At 70.6% G+C, this 14,949-nt stretch carries 15 protein-coding genes; 6 read left to right on the forward strand and 9 right to left on the reverse strand.

The features are described from left to right. The first annotated feature begins 8 nt into the window (after positions 1-8). The 5 genes from KQY30_RS01360 (at position 9) to KQY30_RS01380 (ending at position 5,282) form a co-directional block, all read left to right on the forward strand. On the forward strand, positions 9-1,574 hold the full coding sequence (locus KQY30_RS01360) for an NAD(P)/FAD-dependent oxidoreductase (protein WP_217305166.1): 1,566 nt from the start codon (positions 9-11) through the stop codon (positions 1,572-1,574). 20 nt (positions 1,575-1,594) lie between these two features. Continuing rightward, entirely contained in the window at positions 1,595-3,109 is a 1,515-nt protein-coding gene (locus KQY30_RS01365; protein WP_217305167.1) for an FAD-binding protein, read from the forward strand. Positions 3,110-3,252: 143 nt separating this feature from the next. Further along, positions 3,253-3,741, forward strand: a complete 489-nt coding sequence (locus KQY30_RS01370) for an SRPBCC family protein (protein ID WP_254406864.1) — start codon at positions 3,253-3,255, stop codon at positions 3,739-3,741. Continuing rightward, complete coding sequence (locus KQY30_RS01375; RefSeq protein WP_217305168.1) at positions 3,738-4,607, forward strand: alpha/beta fold hydrolase; 870 nt, start codon at positions 3,738-3,740, stop codon at positions 4,605-4,607. The genes KQY30_RS01370 and KQY30_RS01375 overlap by 4 nt, the downstream gene beginning before the upstream one ends. A gap of 18 nt (positions 4,608-4,625) precedes the next feature. Beyond that, positions 4,626-5,282: a 4'-phosphopantetheinyl transferase gene (locus tag KQY30_RS01380; protein WP_217305169.1), complete on the forward strand. Its 657-nt coding sequence runs from the start codon at positions 4,626-4,628 to the stop codon at positions 5,280-5,282. 271 nt (positions 5,283-5,553) lie between these two features. On the opposite strand, the gene KQY30_RS01385 is transcribed toward KQY30_RS01380, so the two are convergent. From KQY30_RS01385 to KQY30_RS01420, 8 genes are all read right to left on the reverse strand, one after another. Continuing rightward, positions 5,554-6,558 carry an AraC family transcriptional regulator gene (locus KQY30_RS01385; protein WP_217305170.1) on the reverse strand — a complete coding sequence of 335 codons (1,005 nt, stop codon included), beginning with the start codon at positions 6,556-6,558 and terminating at the stop codon, positions 5,554-5,556. A gap of 179 nt (positions 6,559-6,737) precedes the next feature. Then, entirely contained in the window at positions 6,738-7,259 is a 522-nt protein-coding gene (locus KQY30_RS01390; protein WP_217305171.1) for a DUF1772 domain-containing protein, read from the reverse strand. A gap of 123 nt (positions 7,260-7,382) precedes the next feature. Beyond that, entirely contained in the window at positions 7,383-8,036 is a 654-nt protein-coding gene (locus KQY30_RS01395; protein WP_217305172.1) for a hemerythrin domain-containing protein, read from the reverse strand. Between the two features lie 97 nt (positions 8,037-8,133). Beyond that, positions 8,134-8,973, reverse strand: a complete 840-nt coding sequence (locus tag KQY30_RS01400; RefSeq protein ID WP_217305173.1) for an NAD(P)H-binding protein — start codon at positions 8,971-8,973, stop codon at positions 8,134-8,136. A 99-nt stretch (positions 8,974-9,072) separates the two neighbouring features. Beyond that, complete coding sequence (locus KQY30_RS01405; protein WP_217305174.1) at positions 9,073-9,858, reverse strand: SDR family NAD(P)-dependent oxidoreductase; 786 nt, start codon at positions 9,856-9,858, stop codon at positions 9,073-9,075. A gap of 337 nt (positions 9,859-10,195) precedes the next feature. Beyond that, entirely contained in the window at positions 10,196-11,023 is an 828-nt protein-coding gene (locus KQY30_RS01410; protein WP_217305175.1) for an AfsR/SARP family transcriptional regulator, read from the reverse strand. 207 nt (positions 11,024-11,230) lie between these two features. Further along, positions 11,231-11,947, reverse strand: a complete 717-nt coding sequence (locus KQY30_RS01415) for a ScbR family autoregulator-binding transcription factor (protein WP_254406865.1) — start codon at positions 11,945-11,947, stop codon at positions 11,231-11,233. A gap of 231 nt (positions 11,948-12,178) precedes the next feature. Continuing rightward, complete coding sequence (locus KQY30_RS01420) at positions 12,179-12,844, reverse strand: ScbR family autoregulator-binding transcription factor (protein ID WP_217305176.1); 666 nt, start codon at positions 12,842-12,844, stop codon at positions 12,179-12,181. A gap of 168 nt (positions 12,845-13,012) precedes the next feature. Here KQY30_RS01420 and KQY30_RS01425 point away from each other — a divergent pair, with 168 nt between their 5' ends. Then, a complete protein-coding gene (locus tag KQY30_RS01425; RefSeq protein WP_254406866.1) occupies positions 13,013-14,035 on the forward strand; it encodes a ScbA/BarX family gamma-butyrolactone biosynthesis protein in 1,023 nt (340 codons plus the stop codon). A gap of 130 nt (positions 14,036-14,165) precedes the next feature. Here KQY30_RS01425 and KQY30_RS01430 read toward each other — a convergent pair whose 3' ends face one another. Continuing rightward, positions 14,166-14,939: an SDR family NAD(P)-dependent oxidoreductase gene (locus tag KQY30_RS01430; RefSeq protein ID WP_217305177.1), complete on the reverse strand. Its 774-nt coding sequence runs from the start codon at positions 14,937-14,939 to the stop codon at positions 14,166-14,168. Between the last annotated feature and the right edge of the window lie 10 nt (positions 14,940-14,949).

The following is a 14,949-nucleotide window of genomic DNA, read 5'->3' on the forward strand; positions in this document are numbered from 1 at the left end:
AGGCCACCGTGACGAGCATTCTCGAACCCGCCCACGGGGGCGGCGTGAGCAACGGGACGGAGGAGCCGGCCGGCCGGGGCCCCACCCGTCATCTGCGGGTCGCGGTCATCGGTACCGGCTTCTCCGGCCTGGGGACGGCCATCCGGCTGCTCCAGAAGGGAATCGACGACTTCCTGGTCTTCGAGCGGGCCGACGAGGTGGGCGGCACCTGGCGCGACAACGACTACCCGGGGTGCGCCTGTGACGTCCAGGCCCATCTGTACTCCTTCTCGTTCGCCCGCAACCCGGAGTGGAAGAGCACCTTCGCCAAGCGCGACGAGGTGTTCGAGTATCTCCGGAACTGCGCCGACCGCTTCGGGGTACGCCCGCACATCCGCTTCAACCACGAGCTGATCGCGGCCCGCTGGGACGACCACACCCGGTGCTGGCACATCGAGACCTCGGGCGGCGAGTACACCGCGCAGGTCCTGGTCGCGGGTGTCGGCTACCTCAGTGAGCCGTCCATCCCCGACATGCCGGGGCTCGCGGACTTCGAGGGCAAGGTCTTCCACTCGGCTCGCTGGGACCACGACCACGATCTGACGGGCCGCCGGGTCGCCGTGATCGGTACGGGTGCCTCGGCCATCCAGTTCGTGCCGAAGATCCAGCCCGAGGTCGGGCAGCTCGACCTGTACCAGCGCACGCCTCCGTGGGTGGGCCCCAAGAACGACAAGGTCAACAGCAAGTTCCACTCGTCGATGCTGCGCAGCTTCCCGGGCTACCAGAAGTTCCGGCGCAACTTCAACATGTGGGGCCGTGAGGTCCTGGCCTTCGCGTTCGCCCGGCCCAAGGTCGCCGAGAAGGTCCAGCAGATGGCCTCCGACCATCTCAAGAAGAGCGTCAAGGACCCGGCGCTGCGCGAGCGGCTGACGCCCAACTACGTGGTGGCGTGCAAGCGGCTGCTGTTCTCGAACACCTGGTACCCGGCGATCCAGCAGCCGAACGTGGAGATCGTCAGCGACTCCATCGACCATGTCCGGGCCAAGTCCATCGTCACCAAGGACGGCCAGGAGCGCGAGGTCGACACCATCATCATGGGCACCGGCTTCATGGCCACGGACCGTCCGATCGCACGGCGGATCTGGGGCAAGGGCGGCGTGCAGCTCCGGGAGGCCTGGAGCGAGGGGGGGATGTCCGCGCACCGCGGCACGACCGTCGCCGGGTTCCCGAACCTGTTCATGATGCTCGGCCCCAACACGACGCTGGGCCACTCCTCCCAGACCGTGATGATCGAGTCCCAGATCGCCTACGTCATGGACGCGCTCAAGCAGATGGACAAGCGCGGCCTGTCCAGCGTAGAGGTGCGGCCCGAGGCGCAGCAGGCGTACAACGCGACGCTCGACAAGCGCCAGGCCCGCGCGGTCTGGAGCGCCGGTGGCTGCAAGAGCTGGTACCTGGACAGCGCCGGGCGCAACCCGTCGATCTGGCCCACGTACACCTGGCGGTTCCGCAACGGCACCAAGCACTTCGACCTGGGCGAGTACCAGCTCGCCACCACCGTGGGCGCCGGTCGTCCCGCGGTCAACCACGCCTGACGAACGGGAGAAACGACCAGATGAGCACCAACACCCCTTCCCGGCGCAGAGTCCTGGGCGGTATGGCCGCCACGGCCGCGACCGTCGTGGGCTGGAACGCGGCCACGCAGACCTGGGCCACCGCCGCCGAGGCGGGCCGCGGCCACGGTGGCGGCTGGTGGGGCGATGTGGCGCCCGTACCGGCGCTGGACGGCTCGCTGAAGACCTCGGCCGCCGACCTTGTGCAGTTCAGCAAGGACTTCGGCGCCCTGGTGTCGAACATCACCCCGTGGGCCGTCCTGGTGCCGGGCTCGATCAACGACATCGTGAAGATGGTCAACTACGCCCGGGCCAACAACCTGAAGATCGCCGCGAACGGGCGCAGCGGCACCGGTGACGACCTGGAATCGCACTCCAACTACGGTCAGGCGGCGGTCCCGGGCGGTATCTCGATCGACTCCCGCGGTCTGGGCAGGGTCATCAGCGTCGGTACGAACTCCGCCGTGGTCGAGGCGGGTGTCACCTGGGCGCAGCTCACCGACGCGGCCGCGGCCAAGGGCAAGATGCCCCCGGCCATGCCCGACTACATGCACCTGTCGATCGGCGGCACGATCAGCGTCGGCGGCATCGGCGGCACGGTCGGCAAGTACGGTCTGGCGGTCGACACCATCGAGTCGATCGACATCGTCACGGGCGCCGGGCAGTTGCTCACCGCCTCCCCCAGTGTCCGCCCCGACCTGTTCAACGCCGCGCTGGCCGGCGGCGGCCAGGTGGGCATCATCGTCCGCCTCACGGTGAAGATCGTCCCCGCCAAGGAGCGGATCGTCGTCATCAACCTGGTCTACAACGACGTCGCGACCTACCTCGCCGACGCCGAGAAGGTCATGGCGAGCGGCAAGTTCGAGGTCCAGGCCGGTGAACTCGCCAGGAAGCCCGACGACTCGGGCTGGCGGTACCGGATGGAGCTGGGCGTCCCCTACACCGGCACCGCCCCGGCCGCGGACCCGCTGATCGCCGGGCTGCGGGACGTCCGTTCCGAGGCCACCGTCGCCGACATGTCCTTCCGGGACTACATCTTCCGGTTCGACGCGTACGTCGAGGACTACAAGGCGGGCGGCTACTGGGAGCAGCCCAAGCCGTGGCTGAGCCTGTTCCTGCCGGCCTCCAAGGTCAAGCAGTTCCTCCAGATCGCCGAGGCCGACCTGACGGCGAACGACCTGGGTGTCGGCTTCGTGCTGACGTACCCGTACCGCACCTCGAAGCTCAAGCGTCCGATGGCGGTCCAGCCGAACGACTCGATCGGCTACCTCTTCGACCTGCTGCGCTTCCCGCACCCGGGTGAGCCGAACATCGCCGGCATGCTGGAGCAGAACCGGCGGCTGTACGACAAGGCCGTCGCCCTGGGCGCCAAGCGCTACCTGGTCGGCGCCATCCCGCGGATGACCACCGCGGACTGGAAGAAGCACTTCGGCAGCCGCTACGCGGACCTGTACAACGCCAAGTGCCGTTACGACCCGGCCGGCATCCTCACCCCCGGCCAGGGCTTCTTCGGCTGACCCGGTGTGCCGGACCGGCCCGACGGCCGGCCCGGCACAGCGGTTACGGAAGCGGGGCCCCTGGAGCCTGTCGTCAGTGTGACGACAGGCCCCACGGCCCCGCTCCTTCGATCCCATCCGCCGTCCCACACAGGGAGACTGGCATGAACGGCTACGACATCATCGACGAGGCGGTGGTCGACGCCCCCGCGGACGTCGTCTGGGACGCGCTCGTCGCCGAGTTCCGCGGTGCCGCCCGCTGGTGGGTCCCGGCCAACACCTTCGAGACGGTCTCCGGCGCGCCCGACGAGGTGGGCGGCCGGGTCGCCGTGACCGTCCACACGAAGGGCGTCGGCAACGGGGGCCCCAAGCTCCGCTTCACCGCCCGTACGCAGTCCGTCCTCCCGGGCCGCAGGATGACCGTCGAGTATGTCGACGGGGTCTTCCGCGGTCCGGCCGACTTCATTCTGGAGCCGCTGGAGGAGGGCCGCCGCACCCGTATCACCATGCACTTCCGGGGCCGTCCGCACGGCAAGCTGAAGCTGCTGGCGAAGGTCGCCGACATCGGCGCCGAACACTCGAAGGCGACTCAGGCGGCCTTCGCGGCGCTCAACGGGCAGCTCGCCTCCGCTCCGGTGGGAGGCGCGCGATGAGCCCCGCCACGACGGCGGCCGACCAGCACGCCCGTACCGACGAGACGACCGTGCGGACCGACGACGGCGCCGCGCTCGCGGTCTCCGTCCTCGCGCCGCTGAACGCCGGTCCCGGCAGCGGTACGACAGTGGTGCTGGCCCACGGCTGGGCTGCGGCCCGCCGGGTCTGGGGCACGGTCACCGACCGGCTGATCCGCTCCGGCCACCGCGTGGTGCTGTACGACCAGCGCGGGCACGGCGCTTCGGGCCTGGGCAAGGAGCCCATCGCCATCCGGCGGTTCGGCGCGGACCTGGCGGCGGTGCTGGGCGAGACCGGCTCGCGGGACGCGGTGCTGGTCGGGCACTCCGGCGGCGGTTTCGCCGCGATGGCGTACGCCACGGCCGATCCGGCCGCCGCGCGCCGGCTGCGCGGTCTGGTGCTGCTGGGCACGGCCGCGCACGACCAGGAGACGCCCGACAGCGAGGTGCGGATGATGGGCAACGCGATGTTCTCGCGTGCCCTGCGGCGCCCGGCGCTCGGCCGCCGGCTGCTGGCGCAGACGATGGGCAAGGGCGTCGACCCGTACCTCCTGGAAGTCAACCGGCAGATGTTCGCGGCGGTTTCGCCGCAGGTGCGCTCGGACTGCTTCGCCTCGTCGCGCGGGATGGACATGCGCGCGGGACTGGCGGCGGTGGAGGTGCCCGCGGTGGTGCTCGCCGGCGAGAACGACCGGGTCGTCAAGCCGGAGCTGGGCAGCGCGGTGGCGAAGGCGCTGCCGGACGCGCGGTTCGAACGGCTCCCCGGGGCCGGCCACATGCTCCCGCTGGAGCGGCCGGACGAGATCGTACGGGCGGTCGCGGGGCTGGTCGCCCGGCCGCGCGGCTAGGGCCCAGGGCCGCGCATCGTGATCGAGGAGATTCTGCCGCCGGGCGTCAGATCGTCGGAAGCGTTCGACGATCTGGCGCCCGCTCCGCTGTTTCCAGAGGAGGCCGCGCTGATGGCGGGGCGCCGGGAACGGAGGCGCGCGCAGTTCGCCACGGCGCGTGCCTGCGCGCGGCGGTCCCTCGCCGGTCTCGGCCTGGCGCCCGCTCCCCTGCTGCCGGGCGCCGGCGGCGCCCCTCGCTGGCCGGCGGGAGTGGTGGGCAGTATCACCCACTGCGACGGCTACCGGGCCGCTGTGGCCGCCAGGGCGGCCGAGGTGACGGCGCTGGGGATCGACGCGGAGCCGGCGGAGCCGCTGCCGCGGGGCGTCCTGGGTCTGGTCGCCTCGGAGGACGAACGCGCGGCGCTGGAGCGGCTGTCGGCGGAGCACCCGGGGGTGTGCTGGGACCGGCTGCTGTTCTCGGCCAAGGAGGCGGTCTACAAGGCCTGGTACCCGGCGGCGGAGCGCTGGCTGGGCTTCGCGGACGCGGACGTACGGTTCAGCCCCCACGGCACCTTCACGGCCCGCCTGCACCCCACGGAGCCCCCGCCGGGAGCCCCCACGGCCTTCGAGGGCCGCTGGCTGGTACGAGAGGGGCTACTGCTGACGACGGTGGCGACGCCGGGCACGGGCGAGTGACCCGGAGGACGCCAGCCGCTGCCAAAAGAAAGACCGCACGCAGACCCCGAGGAACAAGGCCGCGAGCACGGCCCACCGTTGACGGCGCCGGCCGCGCACGGCCGCCCGGCGAGTGAGCCGAAGGGCGCCGGCCGCTGTCGAAAGGGAGGCTGTGCTTGATTTGCGGCTCCGCCGCGTGGGCGCAGGCAGCGAGGTACGAGCGGACCGAGCACGGTCGACCGTCGACAGGGGCTTGAGGCGCCCGGAGGCGAACCGAGCCCTCAAAAGAAACTCAGCGGTCCAGGACGACGGTCTGGGTCGGGGCGCTCAGATGGTGGGCCGTGTGGATCCGGCCGCCCCTGCGGTACGCCTGGCGGTATTCCTGCGGGCTCACGCCGCGTACCCGCTTGAACGCGGCGCTCAGCGCGAACGCGCCGCTGTAGCCGACCCGGCGCGCCACCGTCGCCACCGTCGCGTCGGGCTCGCGCAGCAGATCCGCAGCGAGGGTCAGCCGCCAGCCGGTCAGATACGCCATCGGCGGCTCGCCGACGAGTGTGGTGAAGTGGCGGGCGAGTCCGGCGCGGGAGACCCCCACGGTGTCCGCGAGCGAGGCCACCGTCCAGGCCTTGCCGGGCTGTTCGTGCAGCAGCCGCAGCGCGGGGCCGACCACCGGGTCGCTCTGGGCGCGGTACCAGGCGGGAGCGCCCGACTCGGGCACCGCCAGCCAGGTGCGCAGCACGCTGACGAGCAGCAGGTCCAGCAGCCGGTCCAGGACCAGTTCCTGGCCGATCTCGTCTTTGCTGATCTCCGCGGCGAGAATGTGGACGAGCGGGTTGTCGCCCGCCTCGGCGGGCCGTATCAGCAGCACGGGCAGGGCGGCCAGCAGCCGTCGGCCGATCTCGCTGGGCGCCTGGTAGGTGCCGCTCAGCATCACCGAGGAGCCGGCCCTGCTGTCGTCGCCCCAGGTGCGGACGCCGAGCGCCATCGTCTCGGTGACGTCCTCGCCGTCGGTGGTGTTGCAGCGCTGCTCGGGCCCGACGACGATCTGGACGTCCGTCTCCGGCCGGTCGGAGATGGTGTACGGGTCGGGGCCGCGGATCACCGCGACATCGCCGGGGCACAGCCGTACGGGATGCGCCTTGTCGGGGAGCACCCAGGCGTCGCCGCGCACCATGGTGACCACGGAGATCGGCGCCCGGTCCTCGACCCGGAGGGACCACGGCGGATTGAAGACCGACTTCAGCAGGAACGCGCCGCGGGCCTTCGGGCCTTCGAGCAGACCTGTCAGTGTGTCCATGCCATCACCTTAGACGACCCCGTATGAATGGTCACTGCTTTCACCGGATCCGTCTCAGGCCGTACGGGCGGCAGGGTGCCGCAAGGAGGGTGCGCCCGCCCTCCCCGCGGGGGAACGAGTGGGAGGACGGGCGCAGTTCGGGGCGGGCCGGTGGCCCGGAGCGGTGGCCGGGGCGGCGGTCAGGGCCGCGGAGCCGCCGCCCGGTGGTGGAGGACCAGCGCGCGGCCGAGGGCGGCCAGCGCCGCCGTACAGGCCACCGTGCGCGCGATGTTGGCCGCGGTCCACGGCCGCTCGAAGCGGCCGCGCACGGCGCCGAAGTTCGGGCTCGCGGCGGGTGCTCCGGCGCGGGCCAGCATCCGGTTGAGGGGGATGTTGACGCACATCGTGACGGCGATGGAGACGCCGTAGAGGACGAAGGCGGTCCGGGTCCAGCGCGCGGCGTCCGACTGCCCCAGACGGCTCTGGAGGGCGGCGGCGACCCCGGTGGCGAGGAAGACCCCGACGAAGAGCAGTCCGAACAGGGCGCTGTTGTCGAGCACTTCGTTGATCCGGCGCATCACGGTGACATACGTACGGTCGTCGCGGCGGGCCAGGGCGGGCATGACGCCCACGTCGAAGCTGAGGTAGAGCCCCGCCATCAGCCCGGTACCGATGGTGGCGGCGGTGAGCACGGGGCCGGCGGCTGCGGGAAGGGTCTGCATCGGGCTTCCTCATCCGGTCGATCGGTGGAACTGGAACGGGTCTCGGGCGGGCTCGAACGACGGGCCCGGGGTGCGCCGGGCCGGGCCGTTGGGCCGGGTCGGCGCGGGGAGGCCCCGGTCCGGTCAGTAGGGCCTGGTCACTCCGGCCAGGGTCCTCTCGTACCGCCTGCGGAGCACCGTATTGCCTATCACACGCACCGGCGGCGGGATGGTCGCCGCGACCTGCGCCACCGACCGCTTGTCCGCTCCGTCGAACATCCAGGGCTGGAGCTGGGTCATCACCTTGAACGGAGCGCTGGCGATCACCTTCCGCTCGACCGCGAGGTACTCGTCCGGCACGAGCCGGGCGAAGACCGGGAAGGACACGGCCTCCTCGTCGCGCAGATGGTCGCGCAGGACGGAGCTGAAGCGGGTGGCGGCCAGTTGGAGGGCCGGGAGGTCGCCGCCGGGCCTGAGCGCGGCCGTGACGGCCTCCATGGCCCGGTCGAGGAGCACATGGTCGTCACCGAGCTGGCGCGCCTGGGGGGCGAACTCCGGTGCCCGCCTGAGCAGTCCGGGCCACAGGACGTTGTCCTCGCTGCGGTGGTGCCAGTCGATGATGTCGCGGAGCTGCTGCCACCAGGCACCGGCGGCGCCGAGTCCGGCGTGGGTCAGCCGGGGCGCGGCGGCGAGCAGCCGCTGGGCGTCACGGCGCATCGCGATGTGCATCAGCGCGAACCCGTGGAAGTGAGCGGGCAGGGAAGCGAGTCCGAACTCGCTGGACATGGGGGTACTCATGGCCGCCTCCTGGTGGCTGACACGTCATCGCTGCTGGATCACTCCCCCGGGAGGCGGGCCGTACGCATGCGGTACGGCCCGCCCGCCGGGGTACGGGTCAGACGTTCCAGACGCCGGTGGCGGCGGCGTCCCTGGCGAACTCGGAGAAGTCGCGGGGCTTGCGGCCCAGGACCTCCTCCACGCCGTGCACCAGGTGGGCGTTGCGGCCGTCGAGGGTCAGGGCGAACAGCTCGACGAAGTCCTCCGGAAGGTCGTTCTCCTTCAGGAAGGCACGGTACTCGTCACTGGTGACCGAGACGTACTTGATCTCGCGGCCGGTGGCCTTGGTCAGCTCGTCGGCCACGTCCTGGTAGGTGAGCAGCCGGGGGCCGGACAGCTCGTAGGTCTTGCCGATGTGCTTGGGGTCGGTCAGCGCGGCGACGACCACGTCCGCGATGTCGTCGGCGTCCACGAAGGGCTCGACGGCGTGGCCGGTGGGCAGCGCCAGCTCGCCGGCGAGGACGGGCTCCAGGAAGAAGCTCTCGTTGAAGTTCTGGTTGAACCAGCTCGACCGGACGACGGTCCAGTCGGCGCCGGACTCCTTCAGCTTCTCCTCGCTGATCTGCGCGCTCTCCTCGCCACGGCCGGACAGCAGCACCAGACGGCGCGCGCCCTTGGCGACGGCGACCTTGGAGAACTCGCCGACGCGGTCCGAGGCACCGGGGAAGGCGAGGTCGGGGTAGTAGGTGACATAGACGGCTTCGACGCCCTCCAGCGCACCTTCCCAGGTGGCCGGGTCCTCCCACACGAAGGGACGGTCGGCGTTGCGCGAACCGATGCGCACGGGAAGGCCCTTGGCGGCGAGCCGCTCGGCGACGCGCCGGCCGGTCTTGCCGGTGCCACCGATGACAAGCGTCGTCTTCGTCTCTGTCTGGGCGTTCTGCGTGGTCTGAGTCATGAGTACAGTCAAGTCCACTCCGCTGAGACGCGACATAGCTGTGAAGCTCAGTTCCATACGCGTCCGTCTACACCCCGACCGTGAAGCCTCCCGGCGGGATCATGAACTGCCCATACCGCCACAGACGTTGATCGCCTGGGCGGTGATGGAGGCGGCGCTCTCCGTGGTGAGGTAGCCGACCAGTCCGGCGACCTCCTCGGGCGTGGAGTAGCGGCCGAGGGGGATCTTCGACTCGAACTGCTCCTGGACGAAGTCCTCGGTGGTGTTCCACGCCGCCGCGTACCCCTGGCGCACCTGCTCGGCCATGGGGGTCTCCACATAGCCGGGGCAGACCGCGTTCACGGTGACGCCGACCGGTGCCAGTTCCTTGCCGAGCGCCCTGGTGAAGCCGACAACGCCGTGCTTGGAGGCCGAGTACGGGGCGCCCATCAGCACGCCCTGCTTCCCGGCGGTGGAGGCGATGTTGATGATGCGGCCGTGCCCCGCCTCCACCAGACCGCCGTTCAGCAGGACCTCACGCGTCAGCAGGAACACCCCGTTGAGGTTGGTGTCGATGACGTCGTACCAGAGTTCGTCGGCGATCTCGGCCGTGGGCCCTCCGCCGCCCCGGCCGGCGTTGTTCACCAGGATGTTGACCGGGCCGAACTGGGCGACCACCGCGGCCACCAGGGCGGCGACCGAGGCCCGGTCCCGCACATCGGCCACCGTGCCCTCGGCCTCGTACCCCTCGGCGCGCAGATCCTCGACGGTCTGCTTGACCTCCTGGCCGGTCCGCGCGCAGATGAACACGCGGTGGCCGCGCCCGCCGAGTTCGCGGGCGACCCCCAGACCGATTCCGCGGGTGGCTCCCGTGATCAGAGCCACCGGGTTGCTGGGCGCCTTCATCGGATTTCCCCGGCACTCCGCGGGCCCCGAACCTGAATCTCCACGGTTTCCCTCCGTACCTCGTCGAATCCCCGTCGAAACAAACTCTTCGACAGCAAGTACGGTAGTCGCGCCCAGGCTTTAGTTCTTTAATTCTTGAGTACCTGTCTAGCACGGCTCCAACATCCGCAAACGGAATGTCATTTCCACCGTTCCGAATGGTCATGACGGAGTGTCATGCCGGGACGGAGAACGGTGTGCCGGAACAATTCCGCGGGAACGCCGGGAAACAACGGGAACGCCGGAAAACAAAGGGAATAGAATCCCCGACGGTACGGGGACGGCCGTGCCCGTACGGTCAGCTCACCCGGACAAGGGGCTCGCGGGGATTCTCCACCGGCGCCGCGGACTCCGGCCCGGCCATCAGGATCGAGCGCTGGAGCCTGCGCAGCCCGGCGGAGGGCTCAAGACCCAGTTCCCGTACGAGAGTGCCGCGCAGCCGGTGATAGACGTTCAGCGCCTCACCGCGGCGTCCTGAGCGGTGCAGCGCGAGCATGAACTGCCCGTGCAGATTCTCGTGGGTGCGGTAGCGGCTGACGAGGACGGTGAGTTCGGCGAGCAGTTCGCGGTGGCGGCCGAGCCGGAGGTCGGCCTCGATGCGCTGGTCGAGCGCGCACAGCCGGCTTTCTTCGAGCCGCTTGATCTCCATGTCGAGCTGGGCGCCGCCGTGCACATCGGCGAAGGCGGGTCCGCTCCACAGGGCGAGCGCCTCACGGAGCTGGCGGGCCGCGCCGGAGTAGTCGCCCGCGTCCATCGCCCGGTAGCCGAGTCCGGCGAGCCGGTCGAACTCGCGGACGTCGCTGGTGCCGCCGCCGCTGTCGAGGCGGTATCCGCCCGGCAGGGTCTCCAGCACCTCCTTGGCGGTCCGCGCGGGGCCCTCCTGGGGGCCGTGCTTGAGCGCTGCCGCGATCAGGGACCGCAGTTGCAGCACATAGGTCTGGAGGGTGGTCCTGGCGCTGCGCGGGGGCTCCCCCGCCCACAGCTCCTCGATGAGCGCGGCCACCGGCACGACCTGGTCGGCGTGGAGCGACAGTAAGGCGAGCACCTGCCGGGGCTTCGGCGCCGTCGGAGTGATCGATCTGCCGTTCTCCCGCACAGCCAATGCGCCCAGTACGTCGATGTCCACGCGTCTCCCCAATCCCTGCAGGTGAAGTCAGTACCGTTCGAGGCCGCTCACGGGGTGCGATTGCTGCGCATGGATTCAAAAACAGGACAGACGGTTTGTCAATACCAAACCGTACAGACTGTTTTTTGTTAACGCTCCGTACATCGGGGTCACTCGCCGGTCACCGTACGGGTGGAATACGGGCACGACACGGGCAGCGTACCCCCGTCAAACGGCTTCCCCGACAGCCACCTCCCTGTCATCGTCCGTACGGCAGGACCCGCAGGTCACCAGGGTGTCCAGATGCTGTCCGGCGGCCATCGCAGGTAGCATCAGCTCCCAGAACCGGGTTAGCGTACGTCGCGAGATCCAGTCCCGGTCCTCTCTGGCACCCAGCACCTCGAAACCGACCGTCGCCGCCATCAGCGCACTCGCCACATCGTCCGGTGCCAGTCCGTGGGCCAGCCCGCCGTCGGACGCCACCCGTTCGACTTCGCTCTCGACCCAGTGTCGCCACTGGCGCCGCAGATTGATCCCGCCGCGGCGGGAGATGTCGCCGCTGAGCTCGAACCCGGCGCGCACCACGACGTCGTCGTCCAGGCTGCGCATCAGGCAGTGCGTGGCGTCGACCAGTAACTGGACTCCCACCGCGCCCGTGGCCCGGCAGCGCTCGGTGATCTGCCGTACCTCCTGCGCCGCCTCCTCCTCCACCGCCCTGGCCAGGGCCTCCTTGCTGGCGAAGTGGAAATGCAGCGCGCCGTTGCTCACTCCGGCCCGGCGGCTGATCATGGTGAGCGACGCCGGCATGAAGCCCTCACCCGCGAACACCTCCGCCGCGGCCCGGATCAAGGATCGTCTTGTACGGGCGGCGCGCTCCTGCTTGACCATCAACGGCTCCAGATTGTCGGGATGACCGGAAGCGATAAGCGGTGTGCGCTGCGACATTAACAAACCGTCGACGCGGTTTGTATAAGCTTTGCGCCACTCCTGATGTCCGGAACCGCTCCCGCACCCCAGTGGCTCAAGAGGCGCTCAAGACCTCCTGGAGAACCCCTGGAGACCGGCTTGATCGGATGAACTCCGATGAACTTCCGACGGGCCCCGCCCGTGCGCCTCGCGGGCCCACCACAGGGCGGACCGCCCGCGGGCGGAGGACCGTTCGGTCACGGCCCGTCATCACTCCGCGTCGTCCCCGGCCCCCTCCGCGGCGGCGAGCCTGCGGGCCTCGACCCGGGCCCCGCGGTCGTACCCCACATCGAGCCCGAGCAGCAGGCGCGGCATCACCATGCTGGGCAGCAGGTGCTCCCACATCACCGACACCCGCCGCTCCACGTCCCGGCGGTCGGCCACCACCCGCGAGTAGACATGGATTCCCGTCCACGCACCGACCACCAGCTCGGCCGTCTCACGCGGTTTGACGTACGGCAGCAGCTCGCCCCGCTCCTTGGCCTCGACGAGCAGTTCCTCGCTCAGGCACGACCACACCGGGAAGGGGCTGACGTCGGAGAAGTCGACCGATCCCTGCTCCACCGCCAGCCGGGTGCCGGCTCTGAGGATCATGTCGTGCAGGGAGCGGTGGGCGACGACCATGGTGACGTCGATCAGCTCCTGGACCTTGGAGTCCGTCGGCGCCGGCACCAGGTCTCTGATCTGGTCCGTCAGCACTCCCCGGGCCAGGTCCTCCTTGGACGGGAAGTGGAAGTAGAGTGCGCCCTTGGTGACTTCGGACCGCGCCAGGATCTCGGAGATGGTGGCGGCGTCATAGCCGTACTGGTCGAAGACCGAGGCCGCGGCCTCCAGAATGGCGGCGCGCGTTTTGATCGCACGCTGTTGCTGCGCCATGCGGGTGGCTCCCGTCGTGCAGTTCCAGGGGTCCTCGTGACGCCCTGACGTGGCTCCCCCGCCGTTCGCGGTCAAGCCTACCGACTAAACCGGGTGGTCTGTATATTCCCCGGCTCGTGGAAGCACTCGGCGCTCCCGACCAGCATCCGTGCCCCACGGGGAGACTCCATGTCCGAAATGACGGTCCGGGTGGTCCGGACAAACGGTACGCCCCGCACCGAGAGACCCGCGGGCCAGGCCGGAACCAGCGCCCCCGCCCCGCTCGCCCCGCGGCTCACCACCACCGTGCCCAGGGAGTTCGTGCACCGCGCCGCGGTGGCGGAGGTCCTGCTCACCGGCTGGCACCGGATCGACGAGGCGCACTTCACGGTGACGGGGCAGTGGCCGCGGCTGCACTGCTTCTTCGCACCGATCGACGGCCTGCACGATCCGCTGCTGGCGGCAGAAACAGTCCGCCAGGTCGGTTCTCTGCTGGCGCATGCCGAGTTCGGCACCCCGCTGGGACATCAGTTCCTGATGCGGAATCTCTCCTTCACCGTCGAGCCCGGACAGCTCGCGGTCGGAAGTGCGCCCGCCGGGCTCGAACTCGATGTCGTCTGCCCGCAGATCCGCAGACGCGGCGGTGAACTCGCGGGGCTGCGCTACGAAGCGGTCGTCCGCCGCGAAGGGCGGACCGTCGCCACCGGGGGCGCCTCGTTCGTCTGCGCCGCACCAGCCGTTTACCGCAGGCTGCGCGGCGAGCGCGCCGCCCGCTCCGACGTACGGCAGCCGCCCCTGACCACGCCCGTGGCGCCGTGGAGCGTCGGCCGCACCAGCCCGTACGACGTGGTGCTCTCCCCGGGCGGGGACGAGCCCGGCTGGCTGCTGCGCGTGGACACCGGGCATCCCGTGCTCTTCGACCACCCGGTCGACCACATCCCGGGCATGGTCCTGATGGAAGCCGCCCGGCAGGCCGCCACCTCGGTGCTCCGGGACGGCGGCGGTCTCGTACTGACCGGCTGCACCGCCGAGTTCCCGCGCTTCGCCGAACTGGACGTACCGTGCCGGATCCAGGCGCGGCGGCTGCCACGGCGGCTCTCCGGCGAATCCTCGGTCCTGGTGACCGCGCATCAGGAGGGCGAGCAGGTCTTCAGCGGTGTGGTCACCGCCGCCCAGTCCCCCGCCCGGCCCATCGCCCTCCCCGGCATCTGAGCGCGTGCGCCCCGCGTCGCGCCTGAACGCGCGTACCCGTCGTCGCGGCGGCCCGAGCCCGGTCTCCCCGCGGCCCACGCCCGGATCCCGGCCGTACGTACCGCTCCCCGATCCCCGGTCCGGTGTCCGCTCAGAGCACGGTGAAGCCGCCGTCGACCGGCAGGACCACGCCGGTCACGAAGGAGGCCCGGTCGCTGCAGAGCCAGGCCGCCGCCTCCGCCACCTCCTCCGGTTCCGGGGTACGCGGCTGGGGGGTCGACCGGTGCAGCAGCTTCTCCGCCTCGGGGTGCCTGCTGAACCACTCCTGGACCACCTCGCTGCCCGCGATGCCCGGCGCGATGGCGTTGACCCGTATCCCCCGGGCCCCGTACTCCGCGGCGGCCGCCCTGCTCAGCCCGATCACCGCGTGCTTCGCCGCGATGAAGGCCGCGGAGACGGGGGTGGCCACCAGCCCGGCGACACTGCTGTTGTTGACGATCGAGCCGCCCCGGCCGCCGTCGAGCATGGCCGCGACCTGGTACCTCAGCCCGTTCCACACCCCCCGCACATTGGTGTCCATGATCTCGTCGTACTCGTCGTCGCCCGTGAGGTGCAGCGGAGTCTGATGGGCCCCCACCCCCGCGTTGTTGAAGGCCATGTCCAGTCCCCCGAAGGACTCCACCGCCTTTCTCACCGCGCGGGCCATGTCGGCCGGCTCCGTCACGTCCCCCACGATGTACTCGGCCCGTCCCCCCGCCTGTCTCACCTCCTCGGCGACAGCGGCGAGACGCTCCTCCCTGCGTGCCATCAGGACCACCGAGGCTCCCTCCCGCGCGAACACCCGGGCGGCGCACGCCCCGACGCCACTGCTCGCTCCGGTGATGAGGGCGGACTTCCCCGTCAGCGTATGTGAGTTGGTCGACATGTGCCGGAGT

Source organism: Streptomyces sp. GMY02, from assembly GCF_019056675.1.
Classification (GTDB): domain Bacteria; phylum Actinomycetota; class Actinomycetes; order Streptomycetales; family Streptomycetaceae; genus Streptomyces; species Streptomyces odonnellii.